General features: G+C 26.9%; 21 protein-coding genes. 12 read left to right on the top strand and 9 right to left on the bottom strand.

Annotated features, from left to right (window positions below):
• Positions 1 to 27 precede the first annotated feature (27 nt).
• Positions 28 to 261 carry a hypothetical protein gene (locus tag PF569_06620; protein ID MDA3855911.1) on the bottom strand — a complete coding sequence of 78 codons (234 nt, stop codon included), beginning with the start codon at positions 259 to 261 and terminating at the stop codon, positions 28 to 30.
• A gap of 151 nt (positions 262 to 412) precedes the next feature.
• Here PF569_06620 and PF569_06625 point away from each other — a divergent pair, with 151 nt between their 5' ends.
• Together PF569_06625 and rnz are read left to right on the top strand one after the other, a co-directional pair.
• Positions 413 to 943 carry a hypothetical protein gene (locus tag PF569_06625; protein ID MDA3855912.1) on the top strand — a complete coding sequence of 177 codons (531 nt, stop codon included), beginning with the start codon at positions 413 to 415 and terminating at the stop codon, positions 941 to 943.
• Between the two features lie 123 nt (positions 944 to 1,066).
• The gene (rnz, locus tag PF569_06630; GenBank protein ID MDA3855913.1) at positions 1,067 to 1,987 is read left to right on the top strand and encodes a ribonuclease Z; all 921 of its coding nucleotides are present in this window, start codon (positions 1,067 to 1,069) and stop codon (positions 1,985 to 1,987) included.
• 81 nt (positions 1,988 to 2,068) lie between these two features.
• Here rnz and sepF read toward each other — a convergent pair whose 3' ends face one another.
• The 3 genes from sepF to eif5A all read right to left on the bottom strand — a co-directional run bounded on the left by sepF (position 2,069) and on the right by eif5A (position 3,107).
• Positions 2,069 to 2,452, bottom strand: a complete 384-nt coding sequence (gene sepF, locus PF569_06635) for a cell division protein SepF (protein ID MDA3855914.1) — start codon at positions 2,450 to 2,452, stop codon at positions 2,069 to 2,071.
• 65 nt (positions 2,453 to 2,517) lie between these two features.
• Complete coding sequence (locus PF569_06640) at positions 2,518 to 2,688, bottom strand: 50S ribosomal protein L40e (protein MDA3855915.1); 171 nt, start codon at positions 2,686 to 2,688, stop codon at positions 2,518 to 2,520.
• 5 nt (positions 2,689 to 2,693) lie between these two features.
• Positions 2,694 to 3,107, bottom strand: coding sequence for a translation initiation factor IF-5A (gene eif5A / locus PF569_06645; GenBank protein MDA3855916.1), 414 nt, complete (start codon positions 3,105 to 3,107; stop codon positions 2,694 to 2,696).
• A gap of 79 nt (positions 3,108 to 3,186) precedes the next feature.
• Between eif5A and PF569_06650 the strand changes: the two genes are divergently transcribed.
• From PF569_06650 to PF569_06665, 4 genes are all read left to right on the top strand, one after another.
• A complete protein-coding gene (locus PF569_06650; protein MDA3855917.1) occupies positions 3,187 to 4,119 on the top strand; it encodes a tRNA-dihydrouridine synthase family protein in 933 nt (310 codons plus the stop codon).
• Between the two features lie 65 nt (positions 4,120 to 4,184).
• Positions 4,185 to 4,541 (top strand): BlaI/MecI/CopY family transcriptional regulator, encoded by a 357-nt coding sequence (locus PF569_06655; protein ID MDA3855918.1) that lies wholly within the window; start codon positions 4,185 to 4,187, stop codon positions 4,539 to 4,541.
• Between the two features lie 279 nt (positions 4,542 to 4,820).
• The gene (locus tag PF569_06660) at positions 4,821 to 5,516 is read left to right on the top strand and encodes a hypothetical protein (GenBank protein ID MDA3855919.1); all 696 of its coding nucleotides are present in this window, start codon (positions 4,821 to 4,823) and stop codon (positions 5,514 to 5,516) included.
• Positions 5,517 to 5,529: 13 nt separating this feature from the next.
• Positions 5,530 to 6,066: a phosphoglycerate mutase family protein gene (locus tag PF569_06665; protein MDA3855920.1), complete on the top strand. Its 537-nt coding sequence runs from the start codon at positions 5,530 to 5,532 to the stop codon at positions 6,064 to 6,066.
• Here PF569_06665 and PF569_06670 read toward each other — a convergent pair.
• Complete coding sequence (locus PF569_06670; protein MDA3855921.1) at positions 6,035 to 6,400, bottom strand: OB-fold nucleic acid binding domain-containing protein; 366 nt, start codon at positions 6,398 to 6,400, stop codon at positions 6,035 to 6,037. The two genes, PF569_06665 and PF569_06670, sit on opposite strands and share 32 nt — an antisense overlap.
• A gap of 1 nt (position 6,401) precedes the next feature.
• On the opposite strand from PF569_06670, the gene PF569_06675 reads away from it, so the two are divergent.
• Positions 6,402 to 7,523: a phospholipase D-like domain-containing protein gene (locus PF569_06675; GenBank protein MDA3855922.1), complete on the top strand. Its 1,122-nt coding sequence runs from the start codon at positions 6,402 to 6,404 to the stop codon at positions 7,521 to 7,523.
• Here PF569_06675 and PF569_06680 read toward each other — a convergent pair.
• From PF569_06680 to PF569_06690, 3 genes are all read right to left on the bottom strand, one after another.
• The gene (locus tag PF569_06680; GenBank protein ID MDA3855923.1) at positions 7,520 to 7,897 is read right to left on the bottom strand and encodes a hypothetical protein; all 378 of its coding nucleotides are present in this window, start codon (positions 7,895 to 7,897) and stop codon (positions 7,520 to 7,522) included. The genes PF569_06675 and PF569_06680 overlap by 4 nt on opposite strands.
• 598 nt (positions 7,898 to 8,495) lie before the next feature.
• The gene (locus PF569_06685; protein MDA3855924.1) at positions 8,496 to 8,966 is read right to left on the bottom strand and encodes a GNAT family N-acetyltransferase; all 471 of its coding nucleotides are present in this window, start codon (positions 8,964 to 8,966) and stop codon (positions 8,496 to 8,498) included.
• Between the two features lie 174 nt (positions 8,967 to 9,140).
• Positions 9,141 to 10,223, bottom strand: coding sequence for an MBL fold metallo-hydrolase (locus PF569_06690; protein MDA3855925.1), 1,083 nt, complete (start codon positions 10,221 to 10,223; stop codon positions 9,141 to 9,143).
• 128 nt (positions 10,224 to 10,351) lie between these two features.
• Here PF569_06690 and PF569_06695 point away from each other — a divergent pair, with 128 nt between their 5' ends.
• Genes PF569_06695 through PF569_06710 form a run of 4 tightly spaced genes read left to right on the top strand, consistent with a single transcriptional unit; the run spans position 10,352 to position 12,150 of the window.
• On the top strand, positions 10,352 to 10,705 hold the full coding sequence (locus tag PF569_06695; protein ID MDA3855926.1) for a YigZ family protein: 354 nt from the start codon (positions 10,352 to 10,354) through the stop codon (positions 10,703 to 10,705).
• Positions 10,706 to 10,763: 58 nt separating this feature from the next.
• The gene (locus PF569_06700; GenBank protein ID MDA3855927.1) at positions 10,764 to 11,027 is read left to right on the top strand and encodes a YhbY family RNA-binding protein; all 264 of its coding nucleotides are present in this window, start codon (positions 10,764 to 10,766) and stop codon (positions 11,025 to 11,027) included.
• A 3-nt stretch (positions 11,028 to 11,030) separates the two neighbouring features.
• Positions 11,031 to 11,603 carry a hypothetical protein gene (locus PF569_06705; GenBank protein ID MDA3855928.1) on the top strand — a complete coding sequence of 191 codons (573 nt, stop codon included), beginning with the start codon at positions 11,031 to 11,033 and terminating at the stop codon, positions 11,601 to 11,603.
• On the top strand, positions 11,596 to 12,150 hold the full coding sequence (locus tag PF569_06710) for a hypothetical protein (GenBank protein ID MDA3855929.1): 555 nt from the start codon (positions 11,596 to 11,598) through the stop codon (positions 12,148 to 12,150). The genes PF569_06705 and PF569_06710 overlap by 8 nt, the downstream gene beginning before the upstream one ends.
• A 66-nt stretch (positions 12,151 to 12,216) precedes the next feature.
• On the opposite strand, the gene PF569_06715 is transcribed toward PF569_06710, so the two are convergent.
• Positions 12,217 to 12,492 (bottom strand): hypothetical protein, encoded by a 276-nt coding sequence (locus PF569_06715; protein ID MDA3855930.1) that lies wholly within the window; start codon positions 12,490 to 12,492, stop codon positions 12,217 to 12,219.
• Positions 12,493 to 12,632: 140 nt separating this feature from the next.
• Here PF569_06715 and PF569_06720 point away from each other — a divergent pair, with 140 nt between their 5' ends.
• Positions 12,633 to 15,251, top strand: coding sequence for a cation-translocating P-type ATPase (locus PF569_06720; GenBank protein ID MDA3855931.1), 2,619 nt, complete (start codon positions 12,633 to 12,635; stop codon positions 15,249 to 15,251).
• The last annotated feature ends 19 nt before the right edge of the window (positions 15,252 to 15,270 follow it).

Genomic DNA, 15,270 nt, shown 5'->3' on the forward strand with positions numbered 1-15,270 from the left:
TTTATAAAAATTTATAATTTTTAAGATTTAACTTCTTATTTTTACAAATTCATAAGCTTTTTGAAGACCAATTTGTAAATTAGGAATATCTTTTATCAAAATATTTTTAGTTTTTTGCCAACCATCTTTGTCGTGTAAATAATTTTTCTCATATGAAACTGAACAATAGGTAGAACCTTTCTCAGTTTTATGTTCCCAAACTGCAATATCCATACTTCCAATTTTTGCTTTATACACAGGTTTTTCATTTTTTGATTCCATGTATTCTCAAATGAAATCTTGTTTAATAAATAGTTTATTATTAAAAAGTTTAACAAAATTTGAATTTAAGGAAAAAATAGGAGGAAATTTGTAGTAAAAATATTTTTTAGGATAAATTTATAAAGAAAATTCACAATAAAATACTCTAAATATGGATATTAAAAAAAATGCAACACATATAATTGCACATATGCAAGAATTTTACAGACATGCAAAATTTAATGAGAATCCTGAATCAATGATAGGAAGACTTGAAAATAATTTACTTGATGCTTATGATAGACAAGGTGAAGAAATGATTTTAAAACTTAAAGAACCTTTTAATATGAGTTTTGAGTATCCACATATTTCTGCAAATTTACAAATTAATAAGGTGATTAATCCTGAAGGAGAATTAGGATTATTTGAAAAAAATATAAGATATTTATTTTTTAGCTCACCACAAAGCATTATTAACAATAAAAAAATTATGTCTCAAGCAGAAGCAGAAGCAGGAGATAGACTTATAGCTCTTGCATCTGTTGAAAAACATCATCAATCTGGATACTTCTTTGTTAATGATAGATTATTTGTATCACCAAATATGTATGGAGAAATTGAAAAGTTTAATAAAAAAGGACAACTTTTAATAAAAAATAAGCCTTTAACTCCACTATTACCCTATGTTGTGAATGAATTTTAATAACACAATCATTTATAAATTAATATTTCTTTGTTTTTTCTAGATTATATATTAAAATGACTTTTAAATTACATACTCAAAAATTAAAAAAGAATTTTTGGTCGCAACTAAAAGGAGGATACTATGACCTTTAAGTTGCATTTTTTAGGAACTGGTTGTATGGTGCCAACTAAAGATAGAAATCATCTTAGTGTTGCACTTGAGTATGAAGGACAGATTTTTCTATTTGACTGTGGCGAGGCTACACAAAACCAAATTAAAAAGATGAAACTTCCAATTGGTAAGATTAAAAAAATCTTTATTTCTCACTGGCACGGAGACCATACTATAGGATTAAATGGTTTAATTCAAACTTTAACTAATACAGATAATGTTGAAAAAATTGAAGTTCATGGTCCTATTGATTCTAAAAAATATTTAGACCATATGTTAAAATCAACTATTTTTGAGAGTAAAATCCCAATTGAAGTTTTTGAATATGAACCAAAAAAAGGAGAAGTTTTGAAAGTTTTTGAAAATTCAAATTATGAAATTTTTTGCGCAAAACTTAGTCATAGTGTTCCTTGCATAGGTTATTCTTTCAAAGTTAAAGATACACTTAATGTTGATAAAGAAAAAATTAAAAAAATTGCACCTTCTCTTGAAACTTCACCTATGCTTGCCAGAATTAAAATGGGATTACCAATAGAATTTGAAGGGAAAACTATTCTACCTGAAGATGTTTGTTATACAAAAGTTGGCTCAAAGATTAGTTTTGTTTTTGATACAAGGCCCTGTAAGGAAATTGATTTACTTGTTAAAGATTCAAATTATTTAGTAATGGAAGCAACACATATGAAAAAACATGCTCATAAAGCAGAAGAGACAGATCATATGACTGCACAAGATAGTGCTGAGACTGCGCTTAGAAATAATGTAGATGAATTATTTATTACTCATTTCTCTCAAAGATATAAAGATACAAAGGAAATTGAAGAAGAAGCAAGAGAAGTATTTGAAAAGACAACTTCTACTTATGATTTAATGAGTTTGAAGTTAAAATAAATTATTGTTATGATGATTTTGAAGTTGAAAATAATAAAACCTATAAAATATTTTGATTCTTAAAATTAGAAAAATTGAAAATTAATTCTTACCCTTATGGATATGAACATGTTTTGGTGCTGCTAAAATCCAATTCTCATGGAATCCAACTAATTCACCACTAACAGCTTCAATTGTTTTCTTTAATTTGTCAACAGCTCTTCTTAATTCATCTGGATCTTTGTTCCTTAGTAAATGAATGTCAATTAAACACATTGTTTCTTCTCCTCTAATCACATCAAGAATGTCCCTAATATTATCATAATCGTCTAAAACAAATACTTTAACATCAACAACTTTGCCTTCTTTAGTAGAGCCTGTTTTCTTACTTACATCGAATTCTGTAATAGACAAATAGTCATCATTACTATCTTCAATATATTCATCTTCTTTCCTTTTACCGGAGAAATTTAAGAATCGTGCCATCTTTATAATTTATGGATTTATGTTATTTATAAACTTTTGGTTTAATGAAATAATTTCAAAGAAATTTATTTCTTAGACCTCATCCTAACAGGTCTTACGCTGCTAGATTTACACTCTCTACAAGAGACTTTACCTGCAAGAACTTTTCCTACTGTTGTTCTAAATTTAGTCTCACACTTTCTACATACGTACATATTTTTGAATAATCTCGCTTCTGCTTCTGGAAATGTTGCCATTTTATTTATGCATCCTCACTAATTGATTTAATAATATATCTGCCCATTACTTGCCAGAATACTACTGTTTGACCTGCTTCAATTTTACCATCAAGCTCTTCATCAGCGATTTTTAAATCTGCTGTGAATTGCTCGAATGTCTCCATATCCATAACTTCTGCATTAGTACCATCTACACTCAATACTTGTCCTTTCTTTTTCAAGATTAGAGGTACTTCAATACTATCATGACCTGGTTTTACAACTTCTTTTGTTGAGCCAGTAATAATATCCATAGCTTTAATTCTTACTTTTGCATGTCCATGTTTTCCAGGCCTTGAAACTTGAGGCTCGGATTTTACAATACACGGGTTGCCATCAACTAAAAGGTAACTTCCCTTTTTCAATGATGTTGCATGTGTTAATTTAATGTCTGACATATACTTAAAAAAATGACATAACATTTATATATGTTTCTAAATGAAAGCGTTTTTAAATACTATTTAATTTGAATTTATTATGATAGACCTCAAAAAACAAGTAAAAAGAAATCCATTTCTCCTAGCTCCAATGGATAATGTTACAGATATTTGTTTTAGAGAATTATGTGAAAAATACGGAGCTTCTTATTCTACAACTGAACTTATTTCTGTTGAAGCATTAATTCGTGATAAAGTACCAAAATATAGATATGAGAGAGGAAACCTTAAAATAAATGCCGTTCAATTGTTTGGTTCGAATCCTGAAAGTTTTGCTTTAGCAATTGATAAAATTAAAGATGAAGCAGATATTATTGATGTTAATTTTGGTTGTCCATCATCTTCAGTTATGAGTAATGATTCTGGAGCATCACTTCTCAAAGACCCAAAAAATGTTTATGAAATTATTTCAGCTTTAGTTGAAAATACAAATATTCCAATTACAGCAAAGATTAGATTAGGTTATAAAAAATCTAGTTATCTTGAAATTGCAAAAGAAATCGAGAGAGCAGGAGCGAAATTAATTACAGTTCATGGTAGAACAGCATCACAAAGATATTCAGGAGAAGCTAATTGGGATGCTATTAAAGAAGTTTATGAAAGTCTAAATATTATAGTTGTTGGAAATGGGGATATCAGAGATGAAGAACAAATAACTAAATATCTCGAATCTCATTGCGATGCTCTAATGATTGGGAGAGCAGCAATTGGAGACCCAAACATATTTACAAGGTTTAATCATTATTACAAAACTGGCAAGAAACTAGAATTTGATAAGAAAGAAATTCAAAAAAAAACATTTGAAGAGTATTTAGAGAAAGTTGATAAAATTAATTTTTATAAAAAAGATTTTAAAATTAAACAACAATCTATGTGGTTTACTAAAGGAGTAAAAGGTTCAAAGGAACTAAGAAATGAAATTTGCTCTACTAAAGAGGTTAATGAAATCATTGAGAAAGTTAGGAAATTTTAATTTTAATGTAATTAATTCTTAAATAACTAGAAAGATTTTTAAAGGTGTGTGAATTAATTTTCACTATGAGAAAAGTTGACTTCACATGTAAAAAGGTTACATTAAAAGATTTGGTTCAATGTAATTATAACCTAAATGAATCGGAATATCAAATTTTTGCTGAGATTATAAAAAGCAAAAAAGGACTCAGTGTTAAAGAGTTAGTTGAGAAAGTTCAAAAAGATAGAACTACTATTCAAAAGATTCTTACAAAACTTCTGAAAAGAGAACTTCTAATGAAAAGACAAATTAATTTAGATAGAGGATTTATGTTTGTTTATTTCTCTAAAAATAAAGATGAGATAGTTAAAGAAATTGAAGATAATGTGAAATCGTATTTTGAAAAAATCCAAGAAAGTTTGGAAAAGTGGAAAGCTAAATAATCACTTTTTAAAAAATTAATTCTAATTTACAAATTTAAAAATTTGCTTTAATATATTCTCTAAAGGAATATGCTGCGCCTTTAAGTTTAAAACCTAAGTAAAATCCGAAAAAAAAGATTGCGCTGATTGCGAAGTATTCTGAATTTATCATTCTAATTTTAAGTAACAATTCTTAATTTATAAATCTATCTAAAAGTCTTAACTTACTAGTAACGACAATAGTAGTACTTATATTTCAAGAAAACAAATATATATAAACATCTTTTTCTTAAGCTATTTATGCATTATATTAAAGATTTATTTGAAAAGAAGGACTCCGAACATGCCCATAACAAATTCGTAAGATATAGTAAGGGTGAGTTTATAGGAGCACAGATTAAAATTAAAATAACTAAGAAAGGAATCAAATTAAATGGTTCCTATCATCTAGTGGATGAATTATTAACTTTAATTGCAGATTATGTAGGCAATAGGGATATAGAGATTAAAGGAACTCTTGCATGGAACCAAGATTTGAGTCCAGAGCTTGAACAAATTGGTATTAAGCATCTCAAAGTTAAAAAATCAAGAGGTATCTTTAATTATGTTCTTCTGAATAGTGTTAAATTTAAAGAATTTGTAGATACACTAAAGAAATATCATCTCTTAATTAGTTTTAAAGAAGAAGATGTAACACTTAGCACAAAAGCCAAACTTCCTAAACCAAATAAAGAAGTTAGTCATGATTTTTGTAAAACAAATTTTCCTGAGAGTATGAAGAAAAAAATTATGGGAGAATTCGCATTTGATGTTAAAAATAAAGATGCAAAAGATATTATCATTCAAAATCAAATTTTTGTTGATAAGATTGATTTACCTCAAACAGAGAATTTTGATGAAGCTAGAAGATTAGCTAAAAGAGGCGGAAAAATAGTAAGAACTGTAACAATTGATGCAGGAGAACCGACTGTAACTGAAGTTGAATTTTATATCTAATTCTTTTTAAAATATGAAACTTGTTTGTGTTAAACATGGTGAGACAAATTATAATGTTTTAGGATTATGCAATTCATTTCCTACTAAAAAATGCTTTTTAACAGATAAAGGCATTTCACAAGCAAAAGATGTTGCAATAAAATTAAAAAACAATAAATTTGAGATAATATATTCTTCTGAACTTTATAGAACATACCAAACGGCTAATTTTATTAATAAATATCATGAATTGAAAATATTAGAAAATGAAAATTTAGATGATAGACACACAGGTTTTGAAGATGAATCCTATGATAGTTATAAATTAAAAATTAATAAAAGCAAGGATGAATGGAATGCTAAATTTAATGATGCCGAAAGCTTTAATGAAGAGAAAAGTAGAGTTTATGAATTCTTAAATAATTTAAAGAAAGAAAATTATGAAAATGTTTTAATTGTCACACATGATTCAATTATACAAAAAATATATGGATTTATTAATGATCTAACAAATGAAGAAATAATAAATATTGAAATTCCTAATTGTTCGATTCATGATTTTGAGTTTTAATTTCATCGATTATTAATTCTAATTTGTCATCATATAAACTGACTTTTCCTAAAAATAGATATTCTTCATTTGGAATTTTATTTTTTATATTAAATATTATTGCATCAATTTCTCCTGATGAGTCTTTTAGTATTAAAAATGAATTATTTTTATTTACTGTTTGTTTTGAAATACTTGCTTTGATTGCTACATATTCATTTAAATTTTTGATTGAAATCTCATTTATTGGAATTTGTTTTACTTCAAGTGTTGAGTCTAAATAATATAGTAAAGTAAAACTTAGTAAAAAAATTATAAAGGATATTTTAATTATTGTCCTCTCTGAGAGCTTCATAATGTATTTAAATAAATTAAGTTTTAATAAAGCTATGCAAAAGAAATTTTTGAAATTAATTATAGTTGTTTTACTTTTAATTCTTGGATATAATAATCAGTCTTTTATCTCCGAGATTAATTATTATTATGAAGATACTTTTGAAGATGAAATTTTTCAACAAAATATTTATTATAATTTGCAAGAGATTTCTGATGAGAAAATAGAAGTATTATTTTGTCCTTCTAATGAGTGTTATGAAATATTTGAAACTAGTTTTGATAATGCTAAGTTTGAGATTAAATGCGCTTTTTATGAATTGGACGAGTTAAATTTATCTGAAATATTATCTGAAAAATCAGAAGATGATGTAGAGATTAGTTTAATTATTGATAATGATTACTTGCTTGAAGATTCAATTAAAGAACTTTCAAATACTAAAGTTAAAGTATATTCTGATGTTAATAGAGGAACAAGATATAATAATTATATGCATGATAAGTTTTGTATTATTGATGATGAAATTTTAATTACAGGTTCAACTAATCCTACAACGAATGGATTTTTTAAGAATAATAATAATCTTATTGTTTTGAATTCTAAGAGTCTTGCTACAAATTATGAGAATGAATTTGATCAGATGAGTAATAATGTTTTTGGAGATAATAAAAAATCTTTTTTAGAGTTTAATAATATAACAATTATTGAGAATGAGAATAAATATATTATATCTTCTTATATGTGTCCACAAGATAATTGTGGTGATGAGATTATTGACATATTAAATTCTGCAAAAGAAGAAATATTTTTTGCAACTTTTGCAATTACTCATAATGATATTTCAAATAAACTTATTGGAAAATCTATTGAAGGCTTAAATGTTTCAGGATTAATTGAAAAGAGGAATTTTAATCTTAAAGGGTCTGATGCTAAAAATCTTTCAAGTTATTTTACATTGTATAATGATACTAGCAAAGGGAATATGCATCATAAGTTCTTTGTAGTTGATGAGAGAATAGTTATTACTGGTTCAATGAATCCGAGCGCTTCAGGAGACGATTATAATGATGAGAATGTTTTAATTATTGAGAATGAGAGAATAGCTAAATTGTATAAAGAAGAATATTTAAGGTTGATTGGTTAAAGATTAAACAAACATTTGTAAAATGACTCAAAACCAAATGCCTCCTCAGGTTTTAATAACACAGCTTCAACTTCTGCTTGTTCACAAAAATAAGCTAAATTAGCACCAGATAATTCATCTAGATGTCTTATACCTAAACTTCTTGGAATTGAATTACCTCTATATAAAAAACTTCTACCTTTTTTATCTTGGATTGCAACTGAGCCTCCCTTATTTAATATTGGATTAAATTCTGGAATAAAATATCTCATTAAATTGTAAGCAATTAATTCATTTTCAATATTTAACTTAGGTTTTGAAGCAGCAAGTGCATTAACCATATCTGCAATTAAACCTCTATTTTTAATTATTAATGGTAATTTATCTAAACTCATAGTTTTCTAGAGGTTTTGAAGTTTATAAAAATTACTTAAATAATTCTTTGAATACTTGTAGTGATTCATCTATATGAAAAATCACTTGCTATTTTCTATTATAATAGTTTATCATAAATTGAATGAAATTTCCAAGGAATATAGGTTTACTAAGAAAGTTAATACTGAAAAAGTGAAAATTAATAAATACCTACATATTTGTTTTTATATGAAGAATAAAATTGAAAATTATTTTAAAAGTTTAAAACTTAGTGAAAAATCTATTTCATTAGGTTTAACATTTGGTTTAATGTTTTGAGTTGTATTTGATAGTATTATTATGGGAATATCTTTAGGGTTTGTTTTTATGATTGCATTTAGTGAAGAAGAAAAATCTAAGGATAAAAATAAGTAATGAGTTATAATATTTTTCAAATAAAATAAGATTAATTCTTTCAAATGTAACAAAAATATTAAAGAATAAAATTTCAATATATTTTACAATATAATATTTATTCAGTTTTTACTAGTTTAACTGAGAAATATTCCAAAGATATTCTTCTAATAGAATATTTAGATTATTTTGAAGAAATAAAATATTCTCATTATCCTGATAATATTAAATATTAATACTCATGATTATTGAATCTTCTGATTTTTTATAATAATCCTTCAATATTGCTTCTTTATGAAAACCAATCTCTTTGTAAAATTCTATAGCATTTTTATTCTTAGAAGATGTTGAAACATATAATTTTCTTCCCTTCCTTCTTTTTAGCTCTTTAAGAATAAAATTTAATAATACTGAACCATAGCCTTTTTTCTCATTACCTTTTTTTATAGCTGTCCAATTAAGCCAATATATATCAGTAGTTTCAGTTTCCTCTTTATTAAAACCTGAAAATCCAATAATCTCTTTATCATTAAATAAAATATAATCTTTAACATTTTTGTTTCTTTTAGATTTAGACTTGGAATAAAATTTAAGATAAGCTTTTTCAATTATTTTAGAATCATTTTTATCATATTGAGAATAAATCTGAACTACATCATTTACTTTAGATTTACTTAACTCTTTAATTTCTATCATATATATATATCATAAAACTCTATATTTAAAAATGTATTTAAATTCTACTTAGAGAGAGAGAAAGATATTTTGCACTTTTCTCTATAAATAACATTAATTTATCTCCAATACCTTTACCAAGAGAATTTATATTAACAAATAAATAATTTAAATATCTATTCCTAATTAATAATTCTAATCTCTCAACTCTTCCCACCATTTATCTTGAGGAATTTTATCTAATGTGAAACTCTCTCCAATTAAAGGAGTAGCTACACTTACATTCTTAACTTGAGCTTCTTTAGTAAATCTAATTATAGGTTCATCCCATGGATGTATAGAAAGGTCAAATTTTCCCCAGTGGATAGGCAATGCAACTTTAGCATTTAAATCAATACTTGCTTGAATAGATTCTTCTGGCTTCATGTGAACATCTGCCCAGGCTTGATTATATGCTCCATTTTCCATAAATGCAATATCAAAAGGACCATATTTGTCTCCTATTTTTTTAAATTCATTAGAATAACCACCATCTGCTCCAGAGTAAATATTTAATGATTCAGATTTAATTATCCAAGCTCCCCAAAGAGTTGAGTCTCTATTTGTTAATCCTCTTCCTGAAAAATGCCTTGTTGGTACAAAGGTAAAATTAATATTTTTATAACTTACATTCTCATACCATTCTTTCTCAATAATTTTATCTTCGTCAACTCCCCATTTTAGAAGATGCGCTTTAACACCTAAGGGTACAAAAAATCTTTCCACATTTGGAGCTAATTTTTTAATTGCTCTATGGTCTAAGTGATCATAGTGGTCATGTGAAATCACAACTACATCTATTTTTGGCAAATCCTCTATCTTAATTGGATTCTCAAATTCGAATGCTTTCCCAAAGATTGGAAGTGGTGATGCCCTATTGAAAACTGGGTCAGTTATTATTGTTACATTTGAAGTTTTCATTAAAATTGTTGAATGACCAAGCCATGTGAATGAATCATCTTTAATGTACTTATTCAACTTTTTAGAGGGTAAAGGCGCCTCAGGATTTTTCCCATTTTTACTCTTGAAAAAGAAGTCCCACATCGAATGATTTCCATCTTCAGTTCTATTCATCCCTAATCTTGTAGGAACTAGATTTGTAAACTTTTTACCATCAAAGTTATTTGATCCCTTTATTTTATCTAGACTCTTACCCTTAGCATCATCTCCAAAAGTTGGTGCAAAATTTAGGAATAAAGTCCCTCCTATGATTAGTATTAGTATTGTATATAATATCATTTTTGAAAACCGTTTTAAATATTTTTTAAACATTCTTATATTAATTAATCTCTCGAAATCTATAAACCTTCCTGACAAATAAAAAATAGATTTATAATCTATACTAAACGAATATTTATTATATAAATATGAAACTAATCTCTGAGACAAAATTTACTGTTAAGAAATCAAAATTCTTCGCTTTTTTATATGAAATTACAAATGAAGAAGATATAGAAAATATTTTATCAGAGTTTAATCAAAAACATAAAAAGGCAAATCATATTTGTGTTGGAATTAAATTAGATTCATTTGAAAAATTCAAGAATGATAAAGAAGTAGGCCAGCCAGGGAAAATTCTACTTGAAATTTTAAAAGAAAACAAGTTAGATAATCATGTTTTAATTGTTGTAAGATATTTTGGCGGAATAAAACTAGGACAAGGTGGAGTTCAAAGAGCGTTTAGAGAAATTGGAAGAGAGGCACTTAAAGTTTATACTTAGAATTAACTGTAAGTTTTGTGAGCATTATATTTATAAAACTATTATTACTAACTTTATTATGGAAAGTTATGATAAAAAAGAAATAAAAAGTATTGCTAATGCACTAAAGCCTCAATTTAATGTTGGAAAGAGTGCAATAACTGATACTTTTATTGATACTGTTGATAATTATTTAAGAGCTCATGAAATTGTGAAAATTAAATCCCTTATAGCAAAAGATAAGGGTGAGTTGAAAAAAATGGCAGCATTCTTAGCAGAAGAAACTGATTCTGAAGTAGTTGATGTTAAAGGTTTTACATTTGTATTATTTCGAAAAGATTAAAATATGAAAATTGCAATAGATGTTGATCAGGTTTTATGTGAGAGTACAGAAAATCTTTTAGATATGGTTAATTCGAAAGATAATTCCAATTATAAACTTGAAGATATGAAAGATTACTTCTTTGAGTGGTTAACACCTAAATATGATGCAAAAGAAATGTTTGAAGAATATTTAGTAATGCTCGATAAAAACATCTTAAACTTAAAAGCAATAAATAATGCAAAAGAAATATTAAATATTCTAAAAGACAAATATGAATTATATGTTCTTACAGCTAGAGATTCAAAAGTTAGGGATAGAACTATTGAATGGATTAATAATAATTTTGGAGAAGGAATTTTTAAAGAATTTATTTTTCTAGATGAAACAGGATATGATTGTAAATCTGGAGTTTGTGTTGAGAAAGGTTTTGATTTGATGATTGATGATGCTCCACATGTAATTGAGAATGTTTCAAAGAAAGGTATTCAAACTTTTGTTATGAGCTGGCCTTGGAATAAAAATATTTTAGAGAATGAAAAAATTAATAGAGTTAATTCTTGGAATGATATTTATGATAGATTGAAAAATGGTTGAGATTTTAGGTTATCTACATAAGAATAAGAAGGGTGATTTAGGAGTTGAATATACTTACGAAATTTACAATAATTTAAATTTAAGAACCCCAAATATTAGATTATTATCTCAAAAATTAAAACCATCTGTGAAGAAATTACCTTTTAAATCAATTGAATCATATATTAGTAGAATTAGAAGTGAAACTGCAAAGAATATGACTTCAGAAGGAAAAATTAAAATTGGAGGACTTTCTTCAGATAGGGTTGAAAGATATATTACTGGAATTGCATATCAGTTTTTAGGATTTAAATTAGTTGAAGACCCAATTAATAATGAAAATCCTATTCTTGCATTACTTGAAACTCAAAATAAATTTGAAGAGGAAGATATTTTAAATACTGATTATTTAATGATTGAAGGAGGTTTTGATAGATTAGTTTTGCCAAGAAGAACAGTTTCATTAATTGAAGCAATGTGTAATGAAAAAACTTATAGATTAAATTATAAAAATATTTTTCAAGGAGATGTAAAAGGACTTAAAAAAATTATTTGTCCTAAATTCTAACCGAGTCTTGGATCTCTTCTTGTTTTATTTAAGTAAGGTGAATATCTCATCACATTTTTTCTTTGATCAATATAATTTTTTAAATCTTTTTTGACTACTCTCTAAAAAATATTTGTTTTTTCTTGAAGAATTTTCATAGATATTAACTGGAGTATATTCGTCTTCTCTTAGAAAAGGACCTGCTGAGACAACATATGTTTTCTCAGGACATTCTCTTTGAGGACAAGTAGAGACTATTTGAATTGGATTTCCAATTGTTTGATTTGAATCAAGAGTTATTCTTACATCTTGAACATTTACTAGGCTTAAAAGCATAAAAGATAATGTTGTTTTTACTACCATAATCTCTTTTTGTATAACATTTATATAAGTCTTTGTTTCGACATAAAGAGATAATTACTAACTCTTATATTGCTATATATTAATAATCAATCTCATTCGTGACTATAAATATTTATAAATAATTTTAGTTAAGATTTCTTATGGAATATTATAAGGAAGAAACTTCTACTATTTTAAAAGAATTAGATAGTACAAGTTCTGGTCTTTCAAATCAAGAAGTTAAAAGAAGAATTAAAGCATATGGACATAATCTATTAAAGACTAAAACTAATATTGACCCTATTAAAATTTTGATTAGTCAGTTCCAAGGATTCATTAATTATTTACTGATTTTTGCAAGTATTTTTTCTTTAGCTTTCGGCCATTATTTAGATGCTGCAATTATTATTGTGATTATTCTAGCAAATGCTGCAATTGGTTTCTTTCAAGAACTTTCAGCTCAAAAGTCTCTTGAAGCATTAAAAAAATTAAATCTTGTAGTTGCTAAAGTTTATCGTGATTCTAAATTAATTAAAACTGATTCAAAAAATCTAGTTGTTGGAGATGTTATTTTTTTAGAGGCAGGAGATAGAATTCCTGCAGATTGTAGAATTATTGAAGAGAGGAAATTACGAGTAGAAGAGAGCGCTCTTACAGGAGAGAGTTTGCCAGTTAATAAACATCAATTTGTAATTAATGATAATTGTGGTATTGGTGATCAGAAGAATATGCTTTTTAGTTCTACAACAGTAACTGAAGGTTCTGCAAAAGCCATAGTTGTAAGTACTGCAATGAAGACTGAAATTGGTAGAATTACTAAACTTATTACCCAAGTAGAAGATGAGCAAACTCCACTTCAAAAAAGATTAGATGAATTTGGAAAAAAATTAGGTTATGCAATTATAGGGATTTGTGTTTTTGTATTTATTGCTCTAACTATTACTAAAGGATTTAGTAAAGACAACATCTTATCATTTGCTCTTGTTGCAATTTCACTTGCAGTTGCAGCAGTTCCGACCGCTCTTTCTGCAGTTGTAACTGTTGCTCTTAGTATTGGCGTTAAAAATTTACTTTCAAAGAAAGCATTGGTTAGAAAATTATCTTCAGTTGAGACTCTTGGTTCTTGTAATGTGATTTGTACAGATAAGACTGGAACTCTTACTCAAAATGAAATGACTGTGAGAAATGCTTGGACTCTTGATAATGAGACTTCAATTGAAGGAGTAGGTTATAACCCACAAGGTCATATTGAAAAGAGATTAAATCCTATGTTATACAAGATTGGTCTTGGTTGTAATAATTCTTCACATTATAAAGAGAAAGGACTCTGGAAAATTTCTGGAGATCCTACAGAGGCAGCACTTAGAGTTTCTGCAATAAAGGCAGGAATTAAAGAAGATTTGGCAAATTTAGATGAGATTCCTTTTGATTCAACAAGAAAGATGATGTCTACTTTGATTCAAGAGAAGAAGGAGATTTTTGTTTTTAGTAAAGGTTCAACTCATGCAGTTTTAAATAAATGTAGTCATGTTGTTAACGATGGTAAGGTTGTGAAATTAACTGAAGATATTAAAAAAATTATTCTCGTACAAAATGATTTGTACTCTGCACAAGCACTTAGAGTTTTAAGTTTTGCATATAAAGAAATTAAACATAAAAAGGATTTTACAGAAGAGAAATTAATTTTTGTTGGTCTTCAAGCAATGATTGACCCTCCAAGACCTGATGTTATTGAAGCTATTGCTAAAACTAAAGATGCAGGAATTAGAGTTATTATGATTACAGGAGATTATAAGGAAACTGCAAGAGCAATTGGAGAGCAAGTAGGTATTTTGGGAGAAGTTATGACTGGTGAAGAACTTGAAGTTATCAGTGATAAAGAATTAGGAGAGGTCTTAAAGAGAAATACAAATATTTTTGCAAGAGTTAATCCTGAACATAAACAAAGAATTGTTACAGAACTTCAAAGACAAGGAAATGTGGTTGCAATGACTGGTGATGGAGTAAATGATGCGCCAGCTCTAAAAAAGGCGAATATAGGGATTGCAGTAGGCTCAGGAACTGATGTTGCAAAGGAAGCTGCAGACTTTGTTTTACTTGATGACTCTTTTACTAATATTGTTAATGCTATTGAAGAAGGAAGAGGAATTTATGATAATATTCAAAAGTCTATCATGCTTTTACTTTCTGGTAATTTTGGTGAAGTTTTAATTATCTTTTTAGCAGTAATTTTTGGATTTAATTTACCTCTTACTGCAATTCTTCTTTTATGGATAAATATGGTAACTGATGGAGCACCTGCACTTGCATTTGGAGTTGATCCTTATTCAAAGAATATTATGAAGAGAAAACCTATTTCATCAAAAGAAGGAATTTTGCCTCGATCTAAATTAATTTTGATTGGAGTCTTAGGTAGTGTTGGTACAATCATTGGATTATACTTGTTTAGTATTTATGGAGGAAATGTTGGAGATAAGACTTCTGCTCTTTCACAAACAATGATATTTAATTTTATTGCTGTGTATGAATTAGTTTTAGTATTTGTGATTAGAGAACAATATAGAATTAAACAATTAAGTAATTTATGGTTATGGGGAGCTATTGTGTTAACTCTTGGACTGCAAGCATTAATTATGTATACTCCACTTAGTACTATGTTTGGAGTTGTAGCATTGAGTCTAGTTGATATCTTAGTATTATTTTATGCTGGGGCATTCTTTTACATTTGTTATTTAATTTATTATTTTTTCAATATTTCTTTTAATAAAGATAATGACTAAGAATCTTTGATTTTTATTT

Source organism: Candidatus Woesearchaeota archaeon (assembly GCA_027858315.1).
GTDB lineage: Archaea > Nanobdellota > Nanobdellia > Woesearchaeales > UBA583 > UBA583.